The sequence below is a fragment of the Erythrobacter sp. LQ02-29 genome (assembly GCF_022576075.2).
Taxonomy (GTDB): Bacteria; Pseudomonadota; Alphaproteobacteria; order Sphingomonadales; family Sphingomonadaceae; genus Alteriqipengyuania.
The window spans coordinates 1,617,676-1,642,572 of sequence record NZ_JANCNT010000001.1 but is presented as its reverse complement, the minus strand read 5'-3'; the positions used below and the strand labels follow the sequence as shown (position 1 = coordinate 1,642,572).

General features: G+C 67.1%; 27 protein-coding genes, 1 other RNA gene and 1 pseudogene. 17 read left to right on the top strand and 12 right to left on the bottom strand.

Going from position 1 to position 24,897, the window contains the following annotated elements; all coding sequences use genetic code 11:
- Positions 1-19: 19 nt before the first annotated feature.
- Positions 20-631, bottom strand: coding sequence for an ATPase (locus MKP08_RS08080; protein WP_241553390.1), 612 nt, complete (start codon positions 629-631; stop codon positions 20-22).
- A gap of 11 nt (positions 632-642) precedes the next feature.
- Positions 643-1,911: a heavy-metal-associated domain-containing protein gene (locus tag MKP08_RS08075; protein WP_241553389.1), complete on the bottom strand. Its 1,269-nt coding sequence runs from the start codon at positions 1,909-1,911 to the stop codon at positions 643-645.
- 70 nt (positions 1,912-1,981) lie between these two features.
- Here MKP08_RS08075 and purM point away from each other — a divergent pair, with 70 nt between their 5' ends.
- Positions 1,982-3,079, top strand: coding sequence for a phosphoribosylformylglycinamidine cyclo-ligase (gene purM / locus MKP08_RS08070; RefSeq protein WP_241553388.1), 1,098 nt, complete (start codon positions 1,982-1,984; stop codon positions 3,077-3,079).
- A pseudogene (gene purN, locus MKP08_RS08065) lies at positions 3,072-3,689 on the top strand (phosphoribosylglycinamide formyltransferase); the annotation flags it as partial. The gene purM and the pseudogene purN, both read left to right, overlap by 8 nt.
- A 38-nt stretch (positions 3,690-3,727) precedes the next feature.
- Here the strand turns inward: purN and MKP08_RS08060 are convergent.
- The 5 genes from MKP08_RS08060 to MKP08_RS08040 all read right to left on the bottom strand — a co-directional run bounded on the left by MKP08_RS08060 (position 3,728) and on the right by MKP08_RS08040 (position 7,208).
- A complete protein-coding gene (locus tag MKP08_RS08060; protein ID WP_241553387.1) occupies positions 3,728-4,201 on the bottom strand; it encodes a nuclear transport factor 2 family protein in 474 nt (157 codons plus the stop codon).
- 78 nt (positions 4,202-4,279) lie between these two features.
- Positions 4,280-4,702 carry a nucleoside-diphosphate kinase gene (gene ndk / locus MKP08_RS08055; protein WP_241553386.1) on the bottom strand — a complete coding sequence of 141 codons (423 nt, stop codon included), beginning with the start codon at positions 4,700-4,702 and terminating at the stop codon, positions 4,280-4,282.
- 85 nt (positions 4,703-4,787) lie between these two features.
- Positions 4,788-5,282: a hypothetical protein gene (locus MKP08_RS08050; protein ID WP_241553385.1), complete on the bottom strand. Its 495-nt coding sequence runs from the start codon at positions 5,280-5,282 to the stop codon at positions 4,788-4,790.
- Entirely contained in the window at positions 5,264-5,698 is a 435-nt protein-coding gene (locus MKP08_RS08045) for a DNA polymerase III subunit chi (RefSeq protein WP_241553384.1), read from the bottom strand. The genes MKP08_RS08050 and MKP08_RS08045 overlap by 19 nt, the downstream gene beginning before the upstream one ends.
- 49 nt (positions 5,699-5,747) lie before the next feature.
- Positions 5,748-7,208: a leucyl aminopeptidase gene (locus tag MKP08_RS08040; RefSeq protein WP_241553383.1), complete on the bottom strand. Its 1,461-nt coding sequence runs from the start codon at positions 7,206-7,208 to the stop codon at positions 5,748-5,750.
- A 180-nt stretch (positions 7,209-7,388) separates the two neighbouring features.
- Here MKP08_RS08040 and MKP08_RS08035 point away from each other — a divergent pair, with 180 nt between their 5' ends.
- The 8 genes from MKP08_RS08035 (at position 7,389) to MKP08_RS08000 (ending at position 17,164) form a co-directional block, all read left to right on the top strand.
- The gene (locus tag MKP08_RS08035; protein ID WP_241553382.1) at positions 7,389-9,701 is read left to right on the top strand and encodes an LPS-assembly protein LptD; all 2,313 of its coding nucleotides are present in this window, start codon (positions 7,389-7,391) and stop codon (positions 9,699-9,701) included.
- A gap of 182 nt (positions 9,702-9,883) precedes the next feature.
- Entirely contained in the window at positions 9,884-11,236 is a 1,353-nt protein-coding gene (locus MKP08_RS08030; protein ID WP_306300256.1) for a peptidylprolyl isomerase, read from the top strand.
- 7 nt (positions 11,237-11,243) lie between these two features.
- Positions 11,244-12,230 (top strand): 4-hydroxythreonine-4-phosphate dehydrogenase PdxA, encoded by a 987-nt coding sequence (gene pdxA / locus MKP08_RS08025; protein WP_241553381.1) that lies wholly within the window; start codon positions 11,244-11,246, stop codon positions 12,228-12,230.
- A gap of 91 nt (positions 12,231-12,321) precedes the next feature.
- Positions 12,322-13,155, top strand: a complete 834-nt coding sequence (rsmA, locus tag MKP08_RS08020) for a 16S rRNA (adenine(1518)-N(6)/adenine(1519)-N(6))-dimethyltransferase RsmA (RefSeq protein ID WP_241553380.1) — start codon at positions 12,322-12,324, stop codon at positions 13,153-13,155.
- Positions 13,156-13,196: 41 nt separating this feature from the next.
- Positions 13,197-14,408: a hydrolase gene (locus MKP08_RS08015; RefSeq protein WP_241553379.1), complete on the top strand. Its 1,212-nt coding sequence runs from the start codon at positions 13,197-13,199 to the stop codon at positions 14,406-14,408.
- Positions 14,405-15,418, top strand: coding sequence for an arginine N-succinyltransferase (locus tag MKP08_RS08010; RefSeq protein ID WP_241553378.1), 1,014 nt, complete (start codon positions 14,405-14,407; stop codon positions 15,416-15,418). Before MKP08_RS08015 ends, MKP08_RS08010 begins: the two co-directional genes overlap by 4 nt.
- Before the next feature lie 117 nt (positions 15,419-15,535).
- The gene (locus MKP08_RS08005) at positions 15,536-16,783 is read left to right on the top strand and encodes an N-succinylarginine dihydrolase (RefSeq protein WP_241553377.1); all 1,248 of its coding nucleotides are present in this window, start codon (positions 15,536-15,538) and stop codon (positions 16,781-16,783) included.
- A 120-nt stretch (positions 16,784-16,903) separates the two neighbouring features.
- Positions 16,904-17,164: a hypothetical protein gene (locus tag MKP08_RS08000; RefSeq protein WP_241553376.1), complete on the top strand. Its 261-nt coding sequence runs from the start codon at positions 16,904-16,906 to the stop codon at positions 17,162-17,164.
- Positions 17,165-17,244: 80 nt separating this feature from the next.
- Here the strand turns inward: MKP08_RS08000 and ssrA are convergent.
- Positions 17,245-17,590, bottom strand: a transfer-messenger RNA (tmRNA) gene (gene ssrA / locus MKP08_RS07995).
- Positions 17,577-18,092, bottom strand: a complete 516-nt coding sequence (mscL, locus tag MKP08_RS07990; RefSeq protein ID WP_215228649.1) for a large conductance mechanosensitive channel protein MscL — start codon at positions 18,090-18,092, stop codon at positions 17,577-17,579. The genes ssrA and mscL overlap by 14 nt, the downstream gene beginning before the upstream one ends.
- 117 nt (positions 18,093-18,209) lie before the next feature.
- On the opposite strand from mscL, the gene MKP08_RS07985 reads away from it, so the two are divergent.
- The 5 genes from MKP08_RS07985 to MKP08_RS07965 are packed head-to-tail and all read left to right on the top strand — an operon-like array spanning position 18,210 to position 21,761.
- The gene (locus MKP08_RS07985; protein ID WP_241553375.1) at positions 18,210-18,896 is read left to right on the top strand and encodes a LemA family protein; all 687 of its coding nucleotides are present in this window, start codon (positions 18,210-18,212) and stop codon (positions 18,894-18,896) included.
- The gene (locus MKP08_RS14335) at positions 18,893-19,753 is read left to right on the top strand and encodes a YgcG family protein (protein WP_306300134.1); all 861 of its coding nucleotides are present in this window, start codon (positions 18,893-18,895) and stop codon (positions 19,751-19,753) included. The genes MKP08_RS07985 and MKP08_RS14335 overlap by 4 nt, the downstream gene beginning before the upstream one ends.
- Before the next feature lie 3 nt (positions 19,754-19,756).
- Positions 19,757-20,431, top strand: a complete 675-nt coding sequence (locus MKP08_RS07975; RefSeq protein WP_241553374.1) for a TPM domain-containing protein — start codon at positions 19,757-19,759, stop codon at positions 20,429-20,431.
- Positions 20,428-20,982, top strand: a complete 555-nt coding sequence (locus MKP08_RS07970; protein ID WP_241553373.1) for an NUDIX hydrolase — start codon at positions 20,428-20,430, stop codon at positions 20,980-20,982. The genes MKP08_RS07975 and MKP08_RS07970 overlap by 4 nt, the downstream gene beginning before the upstream one ends.
- Positions 20,979-21,761, top strand: a complete 783-nt coding sequence (locus tag MKP08_RS07965; protein ID WP_241553372.1) for an SDR family oxidoreductase — start codon at positions 20,979-20,981, stop codon at positions 21,759-21,761. The genes MKP08_RS07970 and MKP08_RS07965 overlap by 4 nt, the downstream gene beginning before the upstream one ends.
- A 22-nt stretch (positions 21,762-21,783) precedes the next feature.
- Here the strand turns inward: MKP08_RS07965 and MKP08_RS07960 are convergent, their stop codons facing one another.
- Positions 21,784-21,996: a PspC domain-containing protein gene (locus MKP08_RS07960; RefSeq protein ID WP_241553371.1), complete on the bottom strand. Its 213-nt coding sequence runs from the start codon at positions 21,994-21,996 to the stop codon at positions 21,784-21,786.
- Complete coding sequence (locus tag MKP08_RS07955) at positions 21,993-22,115, bottom strand: hypothetical protein (RefSeq protein WP_255750034.1); 123 nt, start codon at positions 22,113-22,115, stop codon at positions 21,993-21,995. The genes MKP08_RS07960 and MKP08_RS07955 overlap by 4 nt, the downstream gene beginning before the upstream one ends.
- Positions 22,116-22,341: 226 nt before the next feature.
- Between MKP08_RS07955 and recF the strand changes: the two genes are divergently transcribed.
- Positions 22,342-23,427, top strand: coding sequence for a DNA replication/repair protein RecF (gene recF / locus MKP08_RS07950; protein WP_241553370.1), 1,086 nt, complete (start codon positions 22,342-22,344; stop codon positions 23,425-23,427).
- 1 nt (position 23,428) lies between these two features.
- Here the strand turns inward: recF and MKP08_RS07945 are convergent, their stop codons facing one another.
- A complete protein-coding gene (locus MKP08_RS07945) occupies positions 23,429-24,166 on the bottom strand; it encodes an arylesterase (protein WP_241553369.1) in 738 nt (245 codons plus the stop codon).
- A gap of 26 nt (positions 24,167-24,192) precedes the next feature.
- Here MKP08_RS07945 and MKP08_RS07940 point away from each other — a divergent pair, with 26 nt between their 5' ends.
- Positions 24,193-24,891 carry an ABC transporter ATP-binding protein gene (locus MKP08_RS07940; RefSeq protein ID WP_241553368.1) on the top strand — a complete coding sequence of 233 codons (699 nt, stop codon included), beginning with the start codon at positions 24,193-24,195 and terminating at the stop codon, positions 24,889-24,891.
- Positions 24,892-24,897 lie beyond the last annotated feature (6 nt).

The following is a 24,897-nucleotide window of genomic DNA, read 5'->3' as shown; positions in this document are numbered from 1 at the left end:
TCTACCCCTCAAGGTGGGGTCAAAGCAAGCGCGCCTGTTCCGGCCCCTGCACCGCGTCCAGCGCATCGCGCCAGATGCCGAGCGTTGCGGGGGCCTTGCGCTCCAGTGTCAGCCGGTCGATCGTTTCCACCAGCCGTTCGATCCCGGCAAAGTCGCGCGCCGTGCGGGGTACGAGGTAGGTAATCGCCCCATCGCCCAGCGCAAGGCCCAGCCGCGCGGCATGGCTTTCGATCAGCGCCCCGACCATCGCATCGTCGGGCGGTCCGATCAGCAGGTGCAGCCCCGCACCCAGGCGCGAGGCGAGATCGGGCAGCGCGATGTCCCACCCCTCTCCCTCCGCGACCAGCAGCAGGGGCTCGCCGCTTTCCTGCGCGCGGTTCCAGCGGTGGAACAGCTCCGTTTCGTCGAGCGAGGCGGCGCGGTCGATGGCAGTACCCTTCCCCGACGCGGCGAACCAGCGCGCGAACAGCGATTTGCCGGACCGCGGCGGGCCGAACAGGATCGCCGTGCCGAACGGCCAGCGGAGAGGATTCGCCAGCGCTTCGGCCACATGGGCATTCGCCTCGCCCAGCACGATGCTGGCCGGATCGGTCGGGAGACCGCGGGATAGGGGAAGCGCGATTTGCGACATGCGCCGCTCGCCTAGCGCCGGATCGAAAGCGCGCCGCCGCCCTGCGTCACGGAGAAGCCGCGCCCGGCCAGCGCCTGTGCCAGATCGTTCAGCGATCCGGCGTAGGTTACGCGCATCACGGAGGTTCCGCCGATCGCGAGCGAACTCGTCGCGGTCGAACGCACGCCTGGCGTCGCATTGACCGCCGAGAGGGTGGCATCGACCGCGCCCGCATCGGGGGTGGCGAACTGGACGACATAGGTCGCCACGGTCGCGCCCTGGGTAGGGGGCAGCGTGATGGTGGGCTGATCGTCCGTCTCTGCCGCCTGCTGCGCCGCGCGGGCCGCCGCTTCCGCCGCCCGGCGTTGCGCCTGCGCGGCCTCGCCCCGGTCGATCAATTGCCGGACCGCCGGGTCCATCTGGCCTCCGCCGCTAGCCAGCGTGGGATCGGGCGTCAGCCGACCGTCGGCCAGGGCGCTTTCGAAGATCTTGTCCATCCGCAGCACCGCGCGATCGAGCATCGCAGGCAGTTCGCGCGGATTGCCCGCATCCATCGTGAAACTGGCGAGATAGGTGCTGTCGGGGCCGTAGCGTGCAGTGAAGGTCCCTCGCACCGGGCCACCGGGATAGGCGTAGTCCAGCCGCGCGATCGCGACGATGACGTCGCTCGCGCCGAACTGGTCGAGGATGTTGCGCCACCAGGTGCGGCTGCGCCGCCCGCTCTGGCCATAGGTGACGAGCAGCGAATCGGCCCCCGAGCCCGCCGGGCGGACATAGTCCACGCGGCTCGATCCGGGTTGGTATTCGGCCCAGGCGCGCTGCCATTCGTTGCGCCGTTCATAGACCGTCTCGGTCCCGCCGGTGAAGGTCACCGGGATCAGCAGCATCGGCGCGGAACGCGCCGCGCGGCCCGCCGCGCCGAGATAGCTGCCCGCCCGCTGCCGGTCGAAAATGACGCCCAGACGGGCCTTGTACCGGCGATCGCCGATCTGCTCGTCCTCGATCACGATTGCGGAAACGATTCCCTGCAGCTGGCTGTCGCCGAGGTTAGGCCCCTCCAGCTTCGCCCACGCCTTGCGGGCCGCCTGATGCCACCCCTCCAGCCGGGCCTCCTCCGCATTCTTCGCGGTGACGTCGACCTCGATCCCCGACACGTCGATATCGTTGCTGGCCATGACCGGCGGAATTCCGCGGTCGCCATCGACCTGTGCGCGGGCCCACAGCACGCCGAGCGCGACGAACGCAGCGATGGCGACGATCAGGAGCGCCGGGCGCATGGCGGGGGAGCGGAAAACGGGCATGGGGGATAATCGCCCGCCTTTTGCCGAAAGCCCCGTGCGATTCCAAGCGCGAATGCGTAAGGCACGCAGCATGAACGAAGACGAGCGGCGCTATACGTACGAACAGGCCGGGGTTTCGATCGCGGCCGGCAACCGCCTGGTGAAGGCGATCGGTCCCCTGGTGAAGGCGACGATGCGGCCCGGCGCGGATGGCGAAATCGGCGGTTTCGGTGGTTTCTTCGACCCCAAAGCGGCGGGCTATAAAGACCCGCTGCTGGTCGCCGGGAACGACGGGGTCGGCACCAAGCTGAAGCTGGCGATCGAGACCGGGCGGCACGATCATGTCGGGATCGACCTGGTCGCGATGTGCGTCAATGACCTGATCGTGCAAGGGGCGGAGCCGCTGTTCTTCCTCGACTATTTCGCCACCGGCAAGCTGGAGACCGGCATCGCAGAGCGCGTGATCGCCGGAATCGCCGAAGGCTGTCAGATGGCGGGCTGCGCCCTGATTGGTGGCGAGACGGCGGAAATGCCGGGCATGTATGCCGAAGGGGACTACGACCTCGCCGGGTTCTGCGTGGGCGCGGTCGAGCGCGGAGAGCAGCTGACGGGGGAGCGGGTCGCACCGGGGCACGTCATGCTGGGGCTCGCCAGTTCGGGCGTGCATTCGAACGGCTTTTCGCTCGTCCGGCGGCTGGCCGCGGATAAGGGCTGGCGACTGGATCGCCCCGCCCTGTTCGATCAGGAGCGGCTGCTGGTCGAAACCCTGCTCGAACCCACGCGGATCTATGTCGAAAGCCTGTTGCCGGTGGTGCGCAGCGGGCTGATCGACGCGCTGGCGCATATTACCGGCGGCGGTCTGCTGGAGAATATTCCGCGCGTGCTGCCGGAGGGCGCGCATGCCGTGGTCGATGCCGGTACATGGTCGCAGTCGGGGCTGATGGCGTTCCTGCAGGCGCAGGGAAATATCGAGCCGGGCGAGATGGCGAGGACTTTCAATTGCGGCATCGGCATGGTGCTGGCGGCGACGCCGGAGAATGCCGACGAGGTGCGCGAGAGGCTGGAGGCGGCGGGCGAAAGCGTCCACCGTATCGGCACGATCGAAGCGGGAACGCGCGGCTGCACCGTTCGCGGCAGTGCGGGCACCTGGTCGGGTCGGGGCGATTGGGAAGCAACGCACAATGCCTGACGCGCCCGCCGCTGCGGCCCCGCCTTCGGTGCATCGGCCCGCGCGGCTGGCGGTGCTGATCTCCGGCAGCGGCACCAATATGGCCGCGCTACTCTATGCCAGCCGCCTGCCGGGCGCACCTTACGAAATCGTGCTGGTCGCCAGCAACAATCCCGATGCGCCGGGCCTCGCGCTGGCCGAGGCGGAGGGAATCGCGACTTTCTCCCTGTCGCACAGGGGCATGGAACGGGCGGAACACGATGCGGCAATGGATGCGGCGATCCGCGAGCACGGTGCCGATTACGTCGCGCTCGCCGGCTATATGCGCGTGCTGGGCGAAGAGATGGTCGCGTCCTGGCGGGGCCGGATGTTCAACATCCACCCCTCTCTGCTGCCGAAATACAAGGGGCTGGATACCCATGCACGCGCGATCGCGGCGGGCGACAGCGTGGCGGGCGTTTCCGTCCACCTGGTTGACAGCGAGCTCGATGGGGGAGAGGTTTTGGGACAGATGCAGGTCGCGGTGCTGCCCGGAGACACACCCGATACGCTGGCCCGCCGGGTGCTGTTCGCGGAGCACCAGCTTTATCCGCGCGTGGTCGCCGACTACGTCTCCGGCGGCGCCAACCCGCGGTAGGCAGCAGGCATGCGTGCGGGCGACCTTCGCAATCAGTGAGTGCGGTGGAAGACGTCGGCGTCCGTGTTGCCGGAGGGCGGCGGCGGCGAAGCGGCATCGCGCGGATCGACCATGCTCGTGAAAGCCCCCTGCCGCTGGTGGCGCATCTCTTGAATTTCTGCGACCTTGCCGCCTTCGAAAATCAGCGTCCACAAGCCCTCGCCGGCGATTTCGGGCAATTCCGAATGAATTCGCCCGTGCGCCATTACCGCCCGGTCGTTTACCAGCAGCTCGTCGAGCTCCAGTCGCCAGTCGGGCACGATCGCCATGAGGCGGCGAAAAGCGCGAATGATGGCTTCGCGCCCTTCGATCACGGCGAACTGGCTGTCGATATGCACCACGTGCGGGGCCAGCAGCGCTTCGAGACTTTCGAATGCGCGCGTATTGAGCGCATTGCGGAAGGATTTCGCGCAGCGCCGGTTGCGGCGTTCCCGCAAGAAGCGGTTGAAAGTTACAGACCCACCCACGCGAACAGTGTATCACTGTTCGGTGGAGGGTAACAGTAAGTTATTTCAGCGAATTATTCGCCGTTTCGTAGGGCTTTGTCAGCCCACGATTTCATTATCGTCAAAGAAGAAGGCGATTTCCTTCTCTGCATTTTCGTCCGAGTCGGAACCGTGGACGGTGTTCGCTTCGATCGATTCGGCGAAAGTCTTGCGGATCGTGCCTTCCTCGGCATCGGCGGGGTTGGTCGCGCCCATGATGTCGCGATTGCGCTTCACCGCATCCTCGCCCTCGAGCACCTGCACCACCACCGGGCCGCTGGTCATGAAATCGACAAGTTCGCCGTAGAACGGGCGATCCTTGTGCACTTCGTAGAAGCCCTTCGCTTGGTCTTCGGTCATCTGGATCCGCTTGGACGCGACGACGCGCAGCCCCGCATCCTCCAGCATCTTGGTGACCGCGCCGGTCAGGTTGCGGCGAGTGGCATCGGGCTTGATGATCGAGAATGTGCGGTTGGCCGCCATGGGTAGTATCCTTGCAAGAGATGGTCGTAAAATTGCGCGAGCCCCTAGCCGCGCGGGGCTCTCTCGGCAACCCTTCGGAACGACGCTATCGTTGCAATCCGTCGCTGACGAACAGTTCGGCGCGGGTGAGATCGCCTTCCCGGCGGGCGGACAGGGAGAAGCTGCGCCCCTTCGCCCCCTCTCCGACCAGTGTCTGTCGCCCCTCGTCGCCCAGGCTGTAGGATATGGCGAGGCCCGCCGCTTCGGCCTCCTGGCGGTAGAACCGGGCGAGTTCGACCGGACTGTCGCCACTTTCCAATGCGACCAGCGAACCCTTCCGGTCGGCGCGCTTCACATCGGTCGCGTGGACCACACGCGCGTTCGGCACGATGGTGAAGCCGAGCGGGAGACGCGGGGCGACTTGCGGACCGCTGCGCATGGTGGCGCGCCCTTCCCTGGTGGGGATCTGGACCTGCACCTCTTCGCTCGCCGGATCGACGCTATGATGGGCCTCGTCGCCGCACGCGGCACACAACAGCGCCGCCAGCCCGGCAATAAGGCTCGCGAACGCGCGCGCGCCGGTCAGGCGATCCTGGCCCATTTCCCCCCATCCTGCCGATAGAAGCTGCGTTCCAACCCGGCTTCCTTGCCCAGCGCACTCCAGCATGCCCTTGCTGCCTCCACAGTGGCATCGTCGAACAACAGGAATGCGCGGGCAAAACCCGAGGGCGCGCGCCATTTGCCGTCGGCGAAGACGACATGATCCGCGCTGTTGAGCGGTTCGCAGGCCTGCGAAATCAGGATCGGCTGGCGCGCCTCGTGCCCTGCCCCGACGATACCATTGGCCAGGAATTCCTCCGGCTGGTTCGACCACAGGGCATCGGACAGCGCATCGCGCCGGGCCTCATCCTCGTGCACGACCAACAGGCGACTGCCCTCGCGAAGCACGCGCGGCGCGATCAGTGCCACGACCTGTTCCACCGAGCTGGCGGAGAGCTGCCAGAAATCGACCTTCATCGCGGACGGCCGCCGGAGGTCGGACCCATGGCGAGCACCCGCGCGCGGCTCAACTTTCCAGCGTGTCGCGCACGAAGCGATCGACCAGGCGCACGCCGTAGCCGGTCGCGCCCTTGTCCCAGGTGCGGCCCGGCTTGTCCGACCATGCCATCCCCGCGATGTCGCAATGCGCCCACGGGGTGCTGTCCAGGATGAACCGCTGCAGGAACTGGGCGGCGGTGATCGATCCGGCGACGCGCGGGCCGACGTTCTTCATGTCGGCGATCGGGCTGTCGATCAGCTTGTCGTAAGCGGGGCCGATCGGCATGCGCCACATCTTGTCGCCCGTCTGGCGCCCGGCGCTGAGCAGATCGTCCGCCAGCGCATCGTCGTTGGAAAACAGGCCCGCCTGCTCGTGCCCGAGCGCGATCAGCATCGCGCCGGTGAGCGTCGCGAAATCGACGATCCGCTGCGGCTGGTACGTCTTCTGGCACCAGTGCAGTACATCGGCGAGCACCAGCCGCCCCTCGGCATCGGTGTTGATCACCTCGACCGTCTGGCCCGACATGGTGGTGACCACATCGCCCGGCCGCTGCGCATTGCCGTCGGGCATGTTCTCGACCAGGCCGCAGATGCCGACCACGTTGGCCTTCGCCCCGCGCTTCGCCAGGGCCACCATGGAGCCTGCGACCACCGCCGCGCCGCCCATGTCCCACTTCATGTCCTCCATGCCCGCACCTGGCTTGATCGAGATGCCGCCGCTGTCGAAGGTCACGCCCTTGCCGACGAAGGCGACCGGCTTCTCGCCCTGCGCCCCGCCCGTCAACCGCATGGCCAGAATGCGCGAGGGCTTGGCCGATCCCTGGCCCACGCCGAGCAGCGCGCCCATGCCGAGCTTCTCCATCTCCGCATCGTCGAGCACGACGATTTCCACCCCGGTCCCCTCCAGCCGTTCGCGGCACCGCTCCACGAAGCTTTCGGGGTAGAGGATGTTTGCCGGCTCGGTAACGAGCTCGCGGGCGAATTCCACACCCTCGGCCACCGCCGCGGCTGTCGTCCACGCCTCGCGCGTTCCATCGGGCGCGCCGACCACCGTAACGGTGCTTAGCGTCTTCTTCTGCTCATCCTTCTGCATGGTGCGATATTCGTCCCAGCGCCACGCGCGCAGCCGCAGGCCCAGCAGCACGGCGGCCGCCTGCTCGGCCGAGAGGTCCCCGGTCGACAGGTCGAGCGCGAGCGCGGTTTCGCCCGAGCAGAGATATTTGCCTGCGAGCGCAGCGCCCGCCTTCTCCAGATTGGCCTCGCGCTCGTCCGCATCGGCGGCACCCGCCCCGGCCAGCGCGACTCGCCGCACCTTGCCATCCCGTTCGACATAGCCTTCGCTGACCTGTCCCGGCGTGCCGCGGAAACGGTTCGCCTTCGCGCCTTCGCTCAGCGTGCGCTCCAGCGTGCCGGGCAGGCTGTCGCGATCGACCACATGGGCGATGAGGGTGGCATCGGTGGGAAGGGTATCGGCGAAGGTGATTTGCATGGAAACTCCGGATAATCGCGTGAACGGCAGGGGCGTCGGCGCGGCACGATACGGCGGCGGAGACAGGCCCTCAGAAGTGAGATTGCGATTAGGAGAGGCAAGTGCAATAGGCAAGCGATGCGCCCCACCACGCGTCTCGCGCCGCCCCCCGTCCGTTGCCGCGCGTCCCGCCAGGGGGCGATGACGCTTGGCATGCTCGCGGGCCTGCTGGCCACACCTGCTTTCGGGCAGAGCGGCGCGCCGCCGGGTATCGAAACCGCGCGCGAGCCGCTGCAGCTTCCCGACCTAGAAGAGAGCGACACGCAGGATCGCGACGATGCCGGGCTCCCGGTAACCGAGGGGGCATTGCCCGGCGAGACGGCCGGCCAACCCGCCGATCCTTCGGGCGAGCGCAAGATCGATTTCGAGGCGAATACGCTCGAATACGATTCGGACAATGGGGCCGTCACCGCCAGCGGCAATGTCATCCTGCGCAACCAGGGCCGCTCGGTCCGCGCCGACAGCGTCACCTGGAACCGGGACAGCGGGCAGATCGTGGCGACCGGCAACGTCCGCTTCGTCGATCCGGACGGCAACCAGCTTTACACCGACAGGGTCGAGCTGACCGACGAGTTCGATGTCGGCTCGCTGGAAAACCTGCTGCTTGTGCTCCGCGAGGGCGGACGACTGGCCGCGGAGCGTGGCACGCGCGAGGTCGATGGCACGGTCACACTGACCCGCGCGGCCTATACCGCGTGCGATGTCGAAACCTCCGACGGGTGCCCGAAGCGCCCCAGCTGGCGGATCACCGCGGAACGGGTCGTCTACGATTCGCAAACGAACAGCATCCGGTTCCGCAGCGCCTATCTGGAGCTGTTCGGGGCGAAACTGATTCCGCTGCCCGGCCTCTCGCTGCGTACGGACGGGAGCGCGACCTCCGGCGTTCTGGTGCCGGACGTGCGGTTCTCGCGTTCCAACGGTCTCGAACTGAGCGGAAGCTATTACTACCGGCTGGCGAACAACATGGACGCGACGGTCGGGGCCAGCGTCTATTCCAAGGTTGCGCCTATGGTTTCGGGCTCCTTCCGCCATCTTACCGATGTCGGGGCCTATCAGATCACCGGATATGCCACCTACAGCAGCCGCATTTCCAATTTCACCGGGATTCCCAACACGGAAAAGGATTTCCGCGGGTACATCTTTGCCAACGGGAAGCTCCAGTTCGATCCCAATTGGAGCCTGACGGCCTCCATTCGCCGCACCACCGACAAGACCTTCCTGCGCCGTTACGACCTCAGCCGCGACGACCGCCTGCGCTCGCTGGTGGAGCTGGAGCGGATCGACCGCGATTCCTACCTGCTGGTCGCCGGCTACGCCACGCAGACGCTGCGCCTGTTGCAGCCGCAGGGGCAGGTGCCGATCGCCCTGCCGCTGATCGATTACCGGCGGCGCCTGGCCGATCCCCTGCTGGGTGGGAAGGTGGAGCTGCAGGCCAATACGCTGGCGATCCAGCGGCCCGAGGGTCAGGACACGCAGCGCGCCTTCGCCAGCGCGCGCTGGGACCTGCGCAGCTACACCGGGATGGGGCAGATCGTCCAGCTGACCGCGCTCGCCCGGGCGGACGTGTATCACTCGGATGAGAACTATCTGACGGAGACCGCGATCTATCGCGGCAATCCCGGCTGGCAGGCGCGCGGCGTCGGCACGCTGGCGGCGGACATCAAGTGGCCGTTCGTCGGATCGCTGCTGGGCGGCACGCAGGTGCTGACCCCGCGCATCCAGTTCGTGGCCACGCCCAATATCCGCAACCTTTCCGTGCCGAACGAGGATTCCCGGGCGATCGATCTTGAGGATTCCAACCTCTTCTCGCTCAATCGCTTCCCCGGCTACGACCGGGTGGAGGACGGCGCGCGTATCACCTACGGCGTGGACTGGCAGCTGACGCGGCCCGACTGGCGGGTGGAGGCGACCCTGGGCCAATCCTATCGCTTCGACGCGGATCGCACGATCCTGCCCGACGGGACGGGCCTCGCCGAACAGCTCTCCGATTTCGTCGGCCGGACGCAGGTCCGGTACAAGGACTTCATCTCGTTCACCCACCGATACCGGATCGACAAGGACAATTTCGCCGTCCGCCGCAACGAGATCGACGCCACGATCGGCAACCGGCGGACCTATGCCGAGGTCGGCTATCTCCGGCTCAACCGCAATGTCGACCCATCGCTAGAGGATTTGCGCGACCGGGAAGAAGCGCGGGTCGCCGCCCGGGTCGCATTTGCCCGCTACTGGTCGGTCTTCGGATCGGGGGTGATCAACCTGACCGACCGGCAGGAGGACTCGACGTTCACCTCCGACGGGTTCGATCCCATCGTCACCCGGCTGGGCGTCGCCTATCAGGACGATTGCCTGGAAATGGGCCTGACCTGGAAGCGCAATTACCAGGATCTGGGCGATGCGCAGCGCGGCGACACGTTCCAGGTCTATTTTCGCCTGCGCAACCTCGGCTTTCGCTAGGATAATAGCGGCGGATTGGCAGCGCTCGCCAAAACCGCTATCCCGCCGCGCTCATCATGCATTCAGCCGCTGGGCGGCACGGTTCGCATTCGCCAAATCTCGTGAAAGGCCCGCCTGGGCGGGTCGCCTTACAGGTAGGACAAGTGATCAAACGCCTCGCTTCCCTTATTCCTCCCCTCGCCATGGCCGGTGCGCTGACCGGACTAGTCGCCGGGCCGGTGCTCGCGCAAGCGACGCCGCCGGCTGCGACCACCGACGCGCAGACGCCCGCCACCGACGCCCAGCCGGCGGGTAACGCCTTCGGTATCCCCGACGATGTCGAGGTGTTCGGCAAACAGGATCCCAACAATCGCAAGGCGCGCGCGGTCGTCAACGGCCAGGTCATCACCGGGACCGATATCGATCAGCGTGTGGCTCTGGTCGTCTCGGCCTCCCAAGGCAAGATCGCCGACGAGGATCTCGACCAGCTGCGGATGCAGGTCCTGCGCAACCTGATCGACGAGACCCTGCAGATCCAGGAAGCGAAGCTGCAGGAAGTGTCCGCCGAACCGGCGCAGGTGGAACAGACCTACTCCCGCCTGGCGCAGCAGAATTTCGGGCAGGACCCGTCGAAGATGGACGCCTATCTGAAATCGATCGGCTCCTCCCCCGCGTCGCTCAAGCGCCAGATCGAGGGCGAGCTGGACTGGCGCAATCTGCTCAGCCGCAACGTGGCTCCGTTCGTCAATGTCTCCACCGAAGAGGTAAAGGACATGATGGACCGCATGCAGGCATCGCGCGGCACCGACCAGTTCCGCGTGGGCGAAATCTATCTCTCCGCTACGCCCGAGACCGCCGCGACCGTGGAGGCGAACGCACGCCGCATCGTCGAGCAGTTGAAGGCCGGGGGCAGCTTCGTGGGCTATGCCCGGCAATATTCGGAAGCCTCGACCGCCGCGACCGGCGGCGATCTCGGCTATGTCCGGCTCGCGACCCTGCCGCCCGAAATGGCGAGCGTCGTCAGCGAGATGCAGCCCGGACAGCTGGTCGGCCCCGTCGCCGTGCCCGGCGGCTTTTCCATCCTGTACCTGATCGACCGGCGCAAGATCCTGGCGGCCGACCCGCGTGACGCCGTGCTCAGCCTGAAGCAGATTTCGATCAATTTCCCCAAGGGAATCTCGCAGAAGGAAGCGGAAGCCAAGACGGTCGCCTTCGCCAAGGCCGTCGAATCGATCCGCGGCTGCGGCGATGCGGACCGCGCCGCGCAGACCGTGGGGGCGCAGGTCGTCTCCAACGATCAGCTGACCGTCCGCTCGCTGCCGGAACAGCTCCAGTCGAGCATCCTGCAATTGCAGGTCGGGCAGGCCACGCCGCCCTTCGGCTCGCTGGAAGAAGGCGTGCGGGTGCTGCTGCTGTGCGGGCGCGACGATCCGGAGGAGGCGAACGAGCCGACAATGGAGGAAATGCGCAGCCAGCTCGAGGACGACCGCATCGACAAGCGCGCGCAGCGTTACCTGCGCGACCTGCGCAACGACGCCTACGTCGAGTACAACTGACCGGGCGATGGGGCCGATCGCGGTCTCTCTGGGCGATCCGGCCGGGATCGGTCCGGAGCTGATCGCGGCGGCTTGGGCACGGCGTGCCGAAGAGCAATTGCGCCCGTTCTTCGTGTTCGGCGGCGCGGGCGTGCTGCGCGAGGCCGTTGCCGGCCTGCCGGTTGAGCGTATCGCCGCACCAGGAGAGGCAGGCGCGGCGTTCGATCGGGCGCTACCCGTTCTTACCGATCATGACGGTCCCTATCGCCCGGGATCGCCCGACGAGGCCGGTGCCCGGCTTGCGCTGGCGTCGCTGGAGGGCGCGGTCGCCCTCGCCGTCGATGGAACCGCCAGCGCCGTCGTCACCGCGCCCATCGCAAAGGGTCGCTTGGCCGAGGTCGGCTTCGTCCATCCGGGCCAGACAGAATTCGTTGCCGCGGCGGCCGGGGGCGATCCCGACGATGGCGTGATGATGCTGGCCGGGCCGCAGCTTCGCACGGTGCCCGTAACCGTCCATTGCGCGTTGGCCGAGGTGCCGGGACGGCTGTCCGTCGATCTGATCGTCGCCCGTGGCCGGGTGGTCGCCCGCGCGCTGCATGGGGATTTCGGGATCGATCGTCCTCGACTGGCAATCACCGGCCTCAACCCGCATGCGGGCGAGGACGGCCGCTTCGGCGACGAGGAGGCGCGCATCATCGCCCCCGCCATCGCGGCGCTTCGGAGCGAAGGCATCGAGGCCACCGGCCCGCACCCCGCCGACGCGCTGTTCGCGCCGCGCGCTCGCGCAGGCTACGACGCGGCGCTGTGCATGTATCACGACCAGGCGCTGATCCCGCTCAAAACACTCGATTTCGATCAGGGCGTCAACGTCACGCTCGGCCTGCCGGTGGTGCGCACCAGTCCCGATCACGGTACCGCCTTCGATATCGCGGGCAAGGGCTTGGCCGATCCGGGGGCGACCATCGCCGCGATCCGCATGGCGGGCGAGATCGCTGCGCGGCGGAGTGCAACCTGAGCGGACGGCCCGCCCCGCTGCGACTAGCAGCGCCTACGGCGCGGCAAGTCTCGCTCCCCTCCCGCTTGCGTGAAGGGTAGGGGGTGGGACAATGACCGATCTTGCCCCCCAGCTTCCCCCCTTACGCGAAGTCATCGCCCGCCATGGCCTGTCAGCCAGCAAGGCGCTGGGCCAGAACTTCCTGTTCGACGAACAGCTGCTCGACCGGATCGCCGCTTTACCCGGATCGATGGAAGGCCGCGCAGTGCTGGAGATCGGCCCCGGCCCCGGCGGCCTGACGCGCGCCGCGCTGCGCGCCGGGGCGCGCGTCACCGCGATCGAGATGGATCGCCGCTGCCTCCCCGCGCTGGCCGAATTGGCCGACGCCTTTCCCGGGCGGTTGCGGGTGATAGAGGGCGACGCGTTGAAGCTCGACCACGATGCGATCATGGGCGAACCCTACGCGATCCTGTCCAACCTGCCCTACAATGTCGGCACCGCGCTGTTCACCCGCTGGCTGTCGGCGCCCGCATGGCCGCCGCGCTGGTCTTCGCTGACGCTGATGTTCCAGCAGGAGGTCGCGCAGCGCATCGTCGCGGCTTCTGGCAGTTCGGCGTTCGGGCGGCTCGCGGTCCTGTCCCAATGGCGCAGCACGGCGAAGCTGGCGATGAAGGTCCATCGCAGCGCGTTCACCCCCCCGCCCAAGGTGATGAGCGCGGTCGTCCACGTCGAACCTGCCGCCATGCCTGAGGGCGTCGACCCCGCCCTCCTCTCGCGGCTGACCGAGGCGGCGTTCGGGCAGCGGCGCAAGATGCTGCGCCAGAGCCTGAAGGGCGTGCCGGGCGCGGTCGCGGCGCTCGAATCGCTCGGGATCGAGCCGACACGCCGCGCCGAGACGCTCTCGGTGGCCGACTTTGTCGCACTCGCACGCGTGCTGGGCCGGTAAGCGCACTTGGCCCGCGCCGCCCCTGTCGCTAGGCGGTGGGTATGACCAGACTTACCGGAACCTTGAAAGACGCGATAGAGACCATCGACGGCGCGCAGATGCTTTCCCATGTCGAGCGCTGGGCGCAGATCAACAGCGGCACGTCGAACGGCGAGGGCCTCGCCCGTATGGCGCAGGAACTGTCCGACGCTTTCTCCGCCCTCCCCGGCGACATCACGCTGGAGGAGCCCGCCCCCGTCACCGCCGTCGACGCCGCCGGCAAGGAGACGGCGGTGGAGAACGGCAAGCATTTCCTGTTGCGGGTCCGGCCGGAGGCTGGGCGGCGCTTCATCCTGACCGGGCACATGGACACCGTGTTTCCCGCCGATCACCCATTCCAGCAGCTGACCTGGCTCGACGAGGAAACCCTGAACGGTCCCGGTACCGCCGACATGAAGGGCGGCCTCGCGATCATCCTCGCCTCGCTTCGCGCCCTGGAAGGCACCGAGGCGTGGCAGCAGGTCGGCTACGACGTGCTGATCAATGCGGACGAGGAAACCGGCTCGCTCTCCTCCGCCCCGCTGATCGAGCGGACCGCGCAGGGCAAATACGCCGCGCTCACCTTCGAACCCGCCGCGACGCCGGAGGGGCGGCTCGCCCACGCACGCGGCGGCAGCGGCAATTACAGCCTCACCGTCACCGGCAAGTCCGCCCATGCCGGGCGCAATCCGCAGGACGGACGCAATGCCATCGTCGCCGCATCCACGCTCGCGGTGCGGCTGAAGGACCTTCAGCGCGACGATATCAGCGTGAATCCGGCGAAGATCGACGGCGGCGCCGCCAACAACGTCGTTCCCGATCAAGCCGTGCTACGCTTCAACATCCGGCCCAAGGAGCCTGCCGCGGCGGAACGCTTCGAAGCGGAGATGAACGCTTTGATCGCCGAGGTGAAACAGGCGCAGGAGGTCGATATCGCGGTGCACGGCGGCATCTCGCGCCCGCCCAAGCCGGTCGACCGACAGGCGCAGAAGCTGTTCGACCTGGTGCGCGATTGCGGTGCGGAGCTGGGCCAGGAGATCGACTGGCAGCCGACCGGCGGGGTGTGCGACGGCAACAATATTGCGGCGACCGGCGTGCCGGTGGTCGACACCATGGGGGTGCGCGGGGGCAAGATCCACTCGCCGGACGAATTCATGATCGCCCCCAGCCTGAAAGAGCGCGCCGCGCTCGCGGCCATGGTCCTGCATCAACTGGCGACGGAGAACGTGTTGTGAGTTTCCGCCTGCGCGCCTCGCGCCCCGAAGATATCGAACCGCTTTACGAAATGGCCAAGCTGACCGGCGGGGGGTTCACCAACCTGCCCGCCGATCGCGACGCGCTGGGCGCGAAGCTGGAGCGGTCGCGCGACGCGTTTTCGCGCACGGAGGAAACGCTGGGCGACGACCAGTTCGTGCTGGTGCTGGAGAATACGGAGACGGGCGCGGTGCGCGGGACGTGCCAGCTCTTCACGCAGGTCGGGCAGCAATGGCCGTTCTACTCCTACCGCCTGACCACGCTGACCCAGCACAGCCAGGAACTGGACCGCACTGTGCGCGCCGAACTGCTCAGCCTCGTGACCGATCTGGAAGGTTGCAGCGAAGTCGGCGGGCTGTTCCTGCACCCGAACGAGCGCGCGGGCGGGCTCGGGCTGCTGCTGGCGCGCAGCCGCTATCTGTTCATCGCCATGCACCGCACGCGGTTTGGCGAGCGCGTGCTGGCGGAGCTGCGCGGCATCATCGACGATCGCGGCGGCTCGCCGTTCTGGGACGGCGTCGCGGGCCGCTTTTTCGGCATGAGCTTTCAGGAGGCGGATTATTTCAACGCCATCAACGGCAACCAGTTCATCGCCGACCTGATGCCCAAGCACCCGGTCTATGTCGCCATGTTGGACGACGATGCGCGCGATGTGATCGGCCTGCCCCACCCCACCGGGCGCGCGGCGATGCGCATGCTGGAGAAGGAAGGCTTCGCCTATGAGGGCTATGTCGACATCTTCGACGGCGGCCCGACCATGCTGGCGAAGACCGACCAGGTGAAGAGCGTCGCGGGCGCGCATAGTGGGAGCGTGTCGGCGACTGATGCATCCGACGGCGAGCGCGCACTGCTGGCGGCGGGCACGCTGACCGATTTCCGCTCCTGCTACGGCCGGCGCGCGGTCGATGGCGATGGAGTGGCGATCGACGCGGAGGCCGCGCGCACGCTGGGCGTCGGCGAAGGCGACACGGTGTGGAGCGTGGTGCGCTAGCCCATTTCCCATCCCGTTCGAGCTGAGCTTGTCGAAGTCCGGTACTTTCTTCTAGCGCAGGGTCACAAGTGAAGGACGATCCTTCGACAAGCTCGGGACGAGCGGGAAAGGTTGGAAATGCTGCGCGAGATCAATTTCGACGGGATCGTCGGACCGAGCCACAATTACGCAGGGCTAAGCCTCGGCAATATCGCCAGCGCGAGCCATGGCGGCGATCCATCCTACCCGCGCGCGGCGGCGTTGCAGGGGCTCGCCAAGATGCGCGCGAACATGGAGTTGGGCCTGCCGCAGGGCTTCCTGCTGCCCCTGCCCCGTCCCAACTCCGCTTTGCTGGAAGCGCTGGCGGTCGATCGCAGCGCCGACCGCGCGCTGCTCGCCGCGGCGTGGTCCGCCTCCAGCATGTGGACCGCCAACGCCGCGACCGTCAGCCCGGCCCCCGATACGAATGACGGGCTTTGCCACCTGACCCCGGCGAACCTTGCGACCATGCTGCACCGCGCCCAGGAATGGCCCGACACCAAGGCGCAGCTTGCCCTCGCATTTGCCGACGAGGCGCATTTCGCCGTCCACGACGCCATCCCCGGCAGCTTCGGCGACGAGGGTGCGGCCAACCACATGCGCTTTTGCGAAGGCCACGGCGCGCCGGGCGTCGAAGTGTTCGTCTATGGGCGGCCGGGCGGCAAGTTCCCCGCGCGCCAGCACGAGCAGGCGAGCCGCGCCATCGCGCGCCGCCACGGGCTCGATCCCGAGAAATGCGTTTTCGTTGAGCAGAACCCCGAGGCGATCGAGGCGGGCGCGTTTCACAACGACGTTGTCGCGGTCGCGAACGAGCGGGTGCTGTTCACCCACGCCCGCGCCTTCGCCGACCAACGGGGCGCTTATCGCGCGATCCGCGAAGCCTTCCTCGCGCTCGAAGTGGTCGAGGTGGCGGAGGACGACGTCCCGCTGACCGAGGCGATCGCGACCTATCTTTTCAACGCCCAACTGGTGACGCTCGGCGACAAGGAAATGGCGCTGATCGTCCCCTCCGAATGCCAGGAGAGCGAGGCGGTGCGCACCTATCTCGATTCGCTGCTGCAGAAGGCCGGACCGATCCGCCGCGTGATCCCGGTCGACGTGCGCCAGTCGATGGCCAATGGCGGCGGCCCCGCCTGTCTGCGGCTGCGCGTGGTCGCGGACCCGGCGACGGTCGATCCGCGTTTTCTGCTCGATGCCGACAAGGCCGAGCGGATTGCGCGGGTGATCGAACAGCACTGGCCGCACGAGATCGCGCCAGGCGCCTTGGGCGATTCCGCGCTGGCGGAACAGGTGACGGAAGCGCGCGCCGCGCTGCTCGATACGCTCGATCTCGGCGAGCTTGGTTAACGCGCTTGCCGCTGGCTGTCGCGCGCGCTTACACTCCCCACCGTGTTAACCACCGGAGCCCCGGCGCACCGCCGCTGGCACGGCTTTTGCTGTTCGAACGGTTAAGGATTTCGGGGATTTATGCTCAAGAAGATCAGCCGCCTGTTCGTCATCAAGACCCGCTGGGAAGCGTTCCTGATCATCTACGCGCTGGCACTCGGCGCATGTCAGCGCGGGATCGTCTATCTCGGGCAATATCCCGGCTGGGGCGGCAAGCTGCTGTTCCTGGCCTGCACCGGTTCGGTGTTCATGGCCGGCGCAAAGATCCTAGACTGCCTGAAGCACGAGAAAGCGGCGAAGGAGCTAGAGGCGGCTGCTTCTTCTACCTCTTCACCGCAGTGAAAACCCGGCTCCAGCTACGCGCGCTCATCGATGAAAGAGAAAGGTGGAGGGCTTCTGTTGCTACGTGCCCTCCGGACGCCCGGAATCCGCTTCTGTTGCCCGGTGGGTCCAACCGCGCTTTAGCTTTGTAAATTCAGGCCGTTAGGCCATCAAATTACGCAGCGAGAGCGAGTGCTTCGTTGTCGTTGGCACTTGTGTGTTGTGAACATTTTTACGGGATACTCAGCCCGAGCGAAAACTGCGTCTTTCAACACACGTCGATCCTGGTTCGGCCCCGTCAGAAAGCGCGGTTTCCCGCGATTTTTGGTGGAGCCGCCGGGTACTGCCCCCGGGTCCGTTGTGTCTATTGCACGCCGCACTTTATCGCCATAGCCGGTCGAAACCGGCAAATCCCCATATAGCGATGCGCCCCTTAATGTGAAGTGGACGGGCCACTTTCGGTCTCGCCCGGCACGACGCCCTTCCGCTCCGCCTTCAATTCGGCGAGAATCTTCTTCAGCACGTCGAGTTGCGGGTCGGTCGGCACCTCGGGCGTCTTGGCGGTGTCCTCCGCTTCGACCTGCTTGTTCTCGATCTCCTCCAGTACCTTGTTCACGCTGCGCACCAGCAGGAACAGCGCGAAGGCGAGGATCAGGAAATTGACCACCTGGGTCAGGAAATCGCCATATCCCACCATGGCCACACCTGCCTCTTTCAACTGCGCGTAATTGTCGCGCGCGCCGGTGTAGCCTTCGGGAATCGCGCCCAGCCGGATGAACCAGTTCGAGAAATCGACATCGCCGAAGATCCAGCCGATCAGCGGCATCAGAATGCTTTCGGTCAGAGACGTGGTGATTTTCCCGAACGCCGCGCCGATGACCACGCCGACCGCCAGGTCCAGCACATTGCCGCGCGCGATGAATTTCTTGAACTCGGCGAAAAAGCCCATCCGTCTCTGCTCCTGCTGTCTTTGGGGTCAGATGGCACAGCCGCTTTTGCGTGGCAAACGCTTGCGGGGCCGCGCACGTGTGCTATACCAGCAACACAGTTATCCTCGGAGGATTCAATGACCCTTGCCCGTCTGCTTCGCCCGCTATTCCTGGCGCTCGGCCTCATTTCGCTGACCGCCTGCGGGATCAATTCGGTGCCGACCAAGGAAGAGGCCGCCAAGGCAGCATGGGGCAACGTGCAGAGTGCCTTGCAGCGCCGTGCCGATCTGGTCCCCAACCTCGTCGCCACGGTGAAGGCCGCCGCTGGCTCCGAGACGCAGATCCTCACGAACGTGACCGAGGCACGCGCCCGCGCGACCTCGATCAACGTCACCACCGACGATCTGTCCGATCCCGATACCTTCCGCCGCTTCAACGAAGCGCAGAACCAGCTGACGCAGGCGCTCGGTCAACTGCGCACCGTTGTGGAGAACTACCCGCAACTGCAGAGCCAGGGCCGCTTCGCCGACCTTATGACCGCGCTGGAGGGCACCGAGAACCAGATCAACGTCGCCCGCGTGCGCTATAACGAGGCAGTGCAGGACTATAACACCACCATCCGCACCTTCCCCGACGTGATCGGCGCAAAGATCGTCCACGGCGCGAAGCCGATGCAGCCGTTCGAGGCGACCCAGGCCGCGCAGACCGCCCCGACGGTCGATTTCGGCACCATGGGTGAGCCGGGCGCGCAGGCTCCCGCAGCGACGCCGCCTGCCAACGACAACACGGAGACCGGCACCGCGCAGACCGGCACCGGGAATTGAGACCTATCGCTCGCTTGCTGAGCCCGGCGGCGCTGCTTGCGCTGCTGGGCCTGGCGCTCGCCGCGCTGGCACTGCCTGCGGCGGCGCAGGAGCTGCCGCCGCGACCCGCGGGGCCGGTCTATGACGGGGCGGATATTCTCTCGCCCGCGGACGAGGCAGCGCTCGACCAGAAGTTGCGGAGCTGGACCGAGCGGTCGGGGCGTCCGATCGTCGTGGCTACGGTTCCGACAACCGGTGACGAGACGATCGAAATGTACGCCGCCAATCTGTACGAGAAATGGGGCATCGGCCCGGCCGATACCGACCAGGGCGTGCTGCTGCTCGTCGCGAGGAACGATCGCAAGATGCGGATCGAGGTCGGCTATGGCCTCACGCCCTACATCACCGATATTCTTTCGGGCCGGATCATCCGCAACGACATGTCGCCGCGGTTCAAGGCCGGCGACTTCGCGGGTGGTATCAATGCCGGGGTCGATGCCTTGATAGCGCAGCTGAGCCGTGCGCCGGAAGATGCGAGGGCGGTAGCGCAGGCAGCCGAGCAGGCCCAGGCGCAGGAGCGCGAGAGTGGCAAGGGCGGCGCCTTCGTCAGCGCGATCTTCTGGATCGTCATGATCCTGGTCTTCGTCTTCATGTTCGGGCGCGGCGGCCGCGGGCGGCGCTATCGCCGGGGCGGAACCGCCGGCGCAATCGCGCGCGATGTGGTGCTCTGGTCCGCGCTCAGCCACATGTCCGGCGGTCGCCACGACGGCGGCGGTTTCGGTGGAGGCGGCTTCGGTGGAGGCGGCGGCGGTGGCGGTGGCTTCGGCGGTTTCGGCGGCGGTATCTCCGGCGGCGGCGGCGCGAGCGGGGGCTGGTAGCGCATGGCCTATCTCAGCGAAGCCGATCACCGGCGGATCAGCGACGCGGTCGCCGCGGCGGAAGAAACCACCAGCGGAGAGATCGTGACCGTGCTGGCGGACCGGTCGGACGGCTATTCCGACATCGCGCTCGCCTGGGCGGCGGCCCTCGCCTTCCTCGCCATGACGATCCTGGCATGGTTCGGGGACTGGATGCTGGACCTGTTCGATGCGCTCGCCGGCGGGTGGAACCATGAATGGACCACCCCTGGCATCCTCGCCCTGTTCACCGCGCTCACCATCGCGATCTTCCTGCTCGTCTGGCTGGTGCAATTGTGGTCGCCGGTGAAATTCGCGCTGGTCCCCGGCAAGGTGAAGACAGCGCGTGTGCGCGAGCGGGCGGTCGACCTGTTCAAGGTGGGTGCCGACCGGCGGACGGTGGGGCGCACCGGCGTGGTGATCTATCTGTCACTGCGCGAGCGGCGCGCGGAAATCGTCGCCGACGCCGCGATAAACGAGATGGTGCCGCCCGAAACCTGGGGCGAAGCGATGACCGACATGCTCGACGAGATCGCCGAAGGTCGCATGGCCGATGGCATCATCGCCGGGGTGGCCGATGTGGGCGCGATCCTGTCCCAGCACTTCCCCCGGGCCGAGGACGACAGGAACGAATTGCCCGACCGGCTGGTGGAGCTGTGAGCCCGGGACACGGGCAGGACGAGAGAGAGCCCGAGGAGACCGTCTGGCAGGGCAAGTTCATCGCGGCCAAGAAACGCGGCAAATGGGAATATGTCGGCCGCGCGCGCGGCATTCGCGCGGCGGTGATCCTGCCGATCGAGGACGGGCACGTCATCCTGGTCGAGCAGTTTCGCGTGCCGCTCGGCCGACCCTGCATCGAATTTCCCGCAGGACTGATCGGGGATGATGATGGCGGAGAGGACGAGGAACCCCTTGCCGCCGCCGGACGCGAGCTGGAGGAGGAAACCGGCTATCGCGCCGGACGGCTGGAGGACCTCGGCACGTTCTATTCGAGCCCCGGCATGGTCAGCGAAAGCTACACGCTGGTCCGGGCCACGCAGCTGGAGAAGGTCGGCGATGGCGGCGGAACCGAGGACGAGAACATAACCGTCCACCGCGTGGCGCTGGACGGCCTGGGGCGCTTCGTCGAGGAATGCCGCGCGAAAGGCATCGGGATCGATTCGCGCATCACCATGCTGCTGATGCCGCATTGGCTGGGAGAGAGAGAATGACGGGACGGATGGCGGGCAAGCTCGCCTTGGTAACGGGCGCGGCGCAGGGTCTGGGCGCGGCGCATTGCCAGCGCCTGGCGGAGGAAGGCGCGCGGGTGCTGTGCACCGACATCAACGAGGAAGGGGCGCAGCGGACCGCGGAATCGGTGAACCACCATTTCGGTGCGGACACCGCCTTCGCCCTGCGCCACGACGTCACCAGCCCCGAAGACTGGGACGCGGCGATCGCGACGGCGCGCGAGAAGCTGGGCGGGCTCAGCGTGCTGGTCAACAATGCGGGCGTGGGCGTACGCGGCGATATCGAGACGTGCACCATGGAGGAATGGCGGCGCGGCTTCGCCATCAATGTCGATAGCGTGTTCATCGGCTGCCAGAAGGCGCTGCCGCTGATGAAGGACAACCAGCCCGGCTCGATCGTCAATATCAGCTCCATCGCGGGCCTGATCGCGAGCGACACCATGCCCGGCTACAACGCCAGCAAGGCGGCGGTGTGGATGCTGTCGAAATCGATCGCGCTCTATTGTGCGAAGCGCGGCTGGGACATTCGCTGCAACTCGATCCATCCGACCTTCGTCGACACCCCGATCCTGGACGGAATCGGGAAGAATGCGGGGATCGAGAAAGAGGTGGTGCTGGGCAAGCTGTCGCGCCAGATTCCACTGGGCCGGATCGGCCAGGCGGAGGAAATCGCCAACGGCGTGCTCTACCTCGCCAGCGACGAGAGCCGCTTCATGACCGGTGCCGAACTGAAACTGGACGGCGGTATCTCCGCGATGTGAGCGAAGGAGTGGATCTGGGCGGTCAATTCGCGACCGCCCAGATCACCAGGTAGATCAGGAGCAGGGAGCCGAACCCGATCAGGGTGCCGACGACGAAGAGGATGCGGACCATCGTCGCGTCGACATCGAAGTAATCTGCGATCCCGGCGCAAACCCCACCCAGCTTCGCATTGCGCTTATCCAGGTGGAATTTGCGGGGGTTTCCGGGGCCGCGTGTGTCGATCGGATCGTTCATGCCACCGCCTGGGTAACGGTCATCGTGGCGGGCGCATAGGCCATGGTGAGAACGAACGCGGTGCCGGCGAGAGCGAAAACGGCGGCGAAGAGCTGCTGGCCATACTTCTTTACGAACATGATATTTCCTTCCTTGTGTGCGTTTTGATGTGACCCTCATGGCCACATCCCATACATTGCATGGGCCGTGCCAAACTGCGCCACCCGCAGAATTCCGCCATTTCGCCCTCAACCGAAGATGAACCCCATATGACCCGATCCCACCTGTTGGGGATTTTTCCCATATCTCGGCGGCGGCCTTTTGCTTGGCGCTGAGGCGGCGCACACGCTAACCGCGATCGGACCCATGGCGCTCGATCGCATCTCCCTTTCCAACTTCCGAAATCACTCGGAATCGAGCCTCGACGGGGCGGCGCGCTTCAACCTGCTGGTGGGGGAGAACGGTGCGGGAAAGACCAACGTGCTGGAGGCGCTGTCCCTGCTCGCGCCCGGTCGTGGCCTGCGCCGTGCTCCGCTGGCCGAGATGGCGCGCGAGGGCGAACCGGCAGGCTTCGCCATCGGCGCGACGCTCCATCCGCGCGATGGCGGCGAGCCCGTGCGGCTCGGCACACATGTCGAGGCGGAGCGACCCGGTCGGCGGCTGGTGCGAATCAACGGCGCGCAAGGCAGCGCGGTGGCGCTGGGCGAGTGGTTGGCAGTCGGCTGGCTGACACCGGCGATGGACGGCCTCTTTACCGGCGCGAAGGGGGAGCGGCGCCGCTTCGTCGACCGGATGGCGCTAGCGGTCGCGCCCACCCACGCGCATCACGCAACCCGCTACGAAGCGGCGCTGCGCGAGCGTAACCGGCTGATCTCGGACGATCGCGCGCCCGAACCGCAATGGCTCGACGCGATCGAGGCGCAGATGGCGACGCATGGCAGCGCGCTGGCGATGGGGCGCGAACGGGTCGTGGCGGCGCTGCGCGACGAGCTAGCGCGGCAGGACAGTGCGCCCTTCGCGCATCCCCTGCTGGCGCTCGAACCCGGTGGCCCGGCGGAGGAGGCGAAGCTGGCCGAGCTGCTGCGCGCAGGGCGCGGTCGCGACCGGCAGGCAGGCCGCACTCTGACCGGCCCGCACCGCGCCGACCTGATCGTGACCATGGCGGGCAAGGATGCGCCCGCAGCGCGCTGTTCCACCGGCGAGCAGAAGGCGATGCTGATCGCGATCACCCTCGCCCACGGGACACTCGCCGCGCGCGGCCGCGCCGGGGTGCTGCTGCTGGACGAGGTCGCGGCCCACCTCGATCCGCTGCGCCGCGCCGCGCTGTTCGAGCGACTGGCGGCCACCGGCGCGCAAAGCTGGATGACGGGGACCGAACTCGCCCCGTTCGAGACGATCCGCGGCGAAGCGGCGGTGTGGCGGGTCGCGGGCGGCGCACTGGAGCGCCTCTGAACTAGCGCGCCAAGGCGGCTTCGACACGGTCGCTGGTCGAGGCGACGAGCAGGTCGATACCCTCCTCCGTCGGATGAATCCGATCCTGCTGGCGCAACTCCGGTCGCGCCTCCACCGACGACACCCAGTTCGCGATCAGCGGGATGTCGTATTGCTTCGCCAGGGAAGGATAGACCGCGTTGAATGCGCTGACGTAATCGCCGCCGAAATTGGCCGGAGCGGCGAGCCCCATCAGCAGCACCGGAATGTCCTGCGCCTGCGCCGCCTCTATCATGGCGGCGAGATTGGCGCGCGTCTGCTCCGGCGAAAGACCGCGCAGCAGATCGTTGCCACCCAGCTCCAGGATCAGGAGGTCGGGCTTGTACTGCATGCTCTTCAGCGTGAAGGCGAAGCGCTGGCGCCCCGCCGCGCTGGTGTCGCCCGAAACGCCCGCATTGGTGACCTGCGCATCGATGCCGTCCGCGCGCAAAGCCCGCTCCAGCTCGGCAGGGTACGACTGATCCTTCGGCACGTTGTACCCGGCGAACAGGCTGTCCCCGAAGGCGAGGATGCGGCGCACCGGGCCGGTCGGCGCGGCGGCGGGCGTCGTGCCCTCCTGACCGGCCATCTGTCCCGCCGCATGATCCGCCGCCGCCTGTGTCGCGCCGCCGGGGATCGGCTGCTCGCTGCCGCAGCCGGCCAGCGACAGAGCGGCGATGAAGGTCAGAGTGCGTCGCAGCGTCGGTCGTGCTTGTTCCATCCCTCACCCTATGCCAGTGGAAGGGGGTGACAGCCAGTACCCAGACGCCGCCAGCGATCCTTGCCGAAAACCTGACGCTTACGCTCGGCGATGCGCGCCGCCCGGTGCGTATCCTCGATGGCGTGGACCTGACCGTGGCGCGGGGCGAAGTGCTGGCGCTGCTCGGCCCCTCGGGCTCGGGCAAGAGTTCGCTGATGGCGGTGCTGTCGGGGCTGGAGCGCGCAAGTTCGGGCAGTCTGGAGGTTGCGGGCGCGGCCTTTACCGGGATAAACGAGGACGCGCTGGCCCGCGCGCGGCGGGGCCGGATCGGCATCGTGCTGCAGGCTTTCCACCTCCTCCCGACCATGACCGCGCTGGAGAATGTCGCGACGCCGATGGAACTCGCGGGCGCATCCGATGCGCGCGACCGCGCCGCCGCCGAGCTGGAAGCGGTGGGGCTCGGCCACCGGCTCGACCACTATCCCGCCCAGCTTTCCGGCGGCGAGCAGCAGCGTGTCGCCATCGCCCGCGCCATCGCGCCCCGCCCCGACCTCATCTTCGCCGACGAACCCACGGGCAATCTCGACACCGCGACCGGCGACGAGATTGCGAACCTGCTGTTCGCGCGGCGCGAGGAAACCGGCGCGACGCTGATCGTGATCACGCATGACGAGACGCTGGCCAAGCGTTGCAACCGTGTCCTGACCCTGGCCGACGGGCGCATTGCGAGCGATATCGCCCCGTGAGCGGCC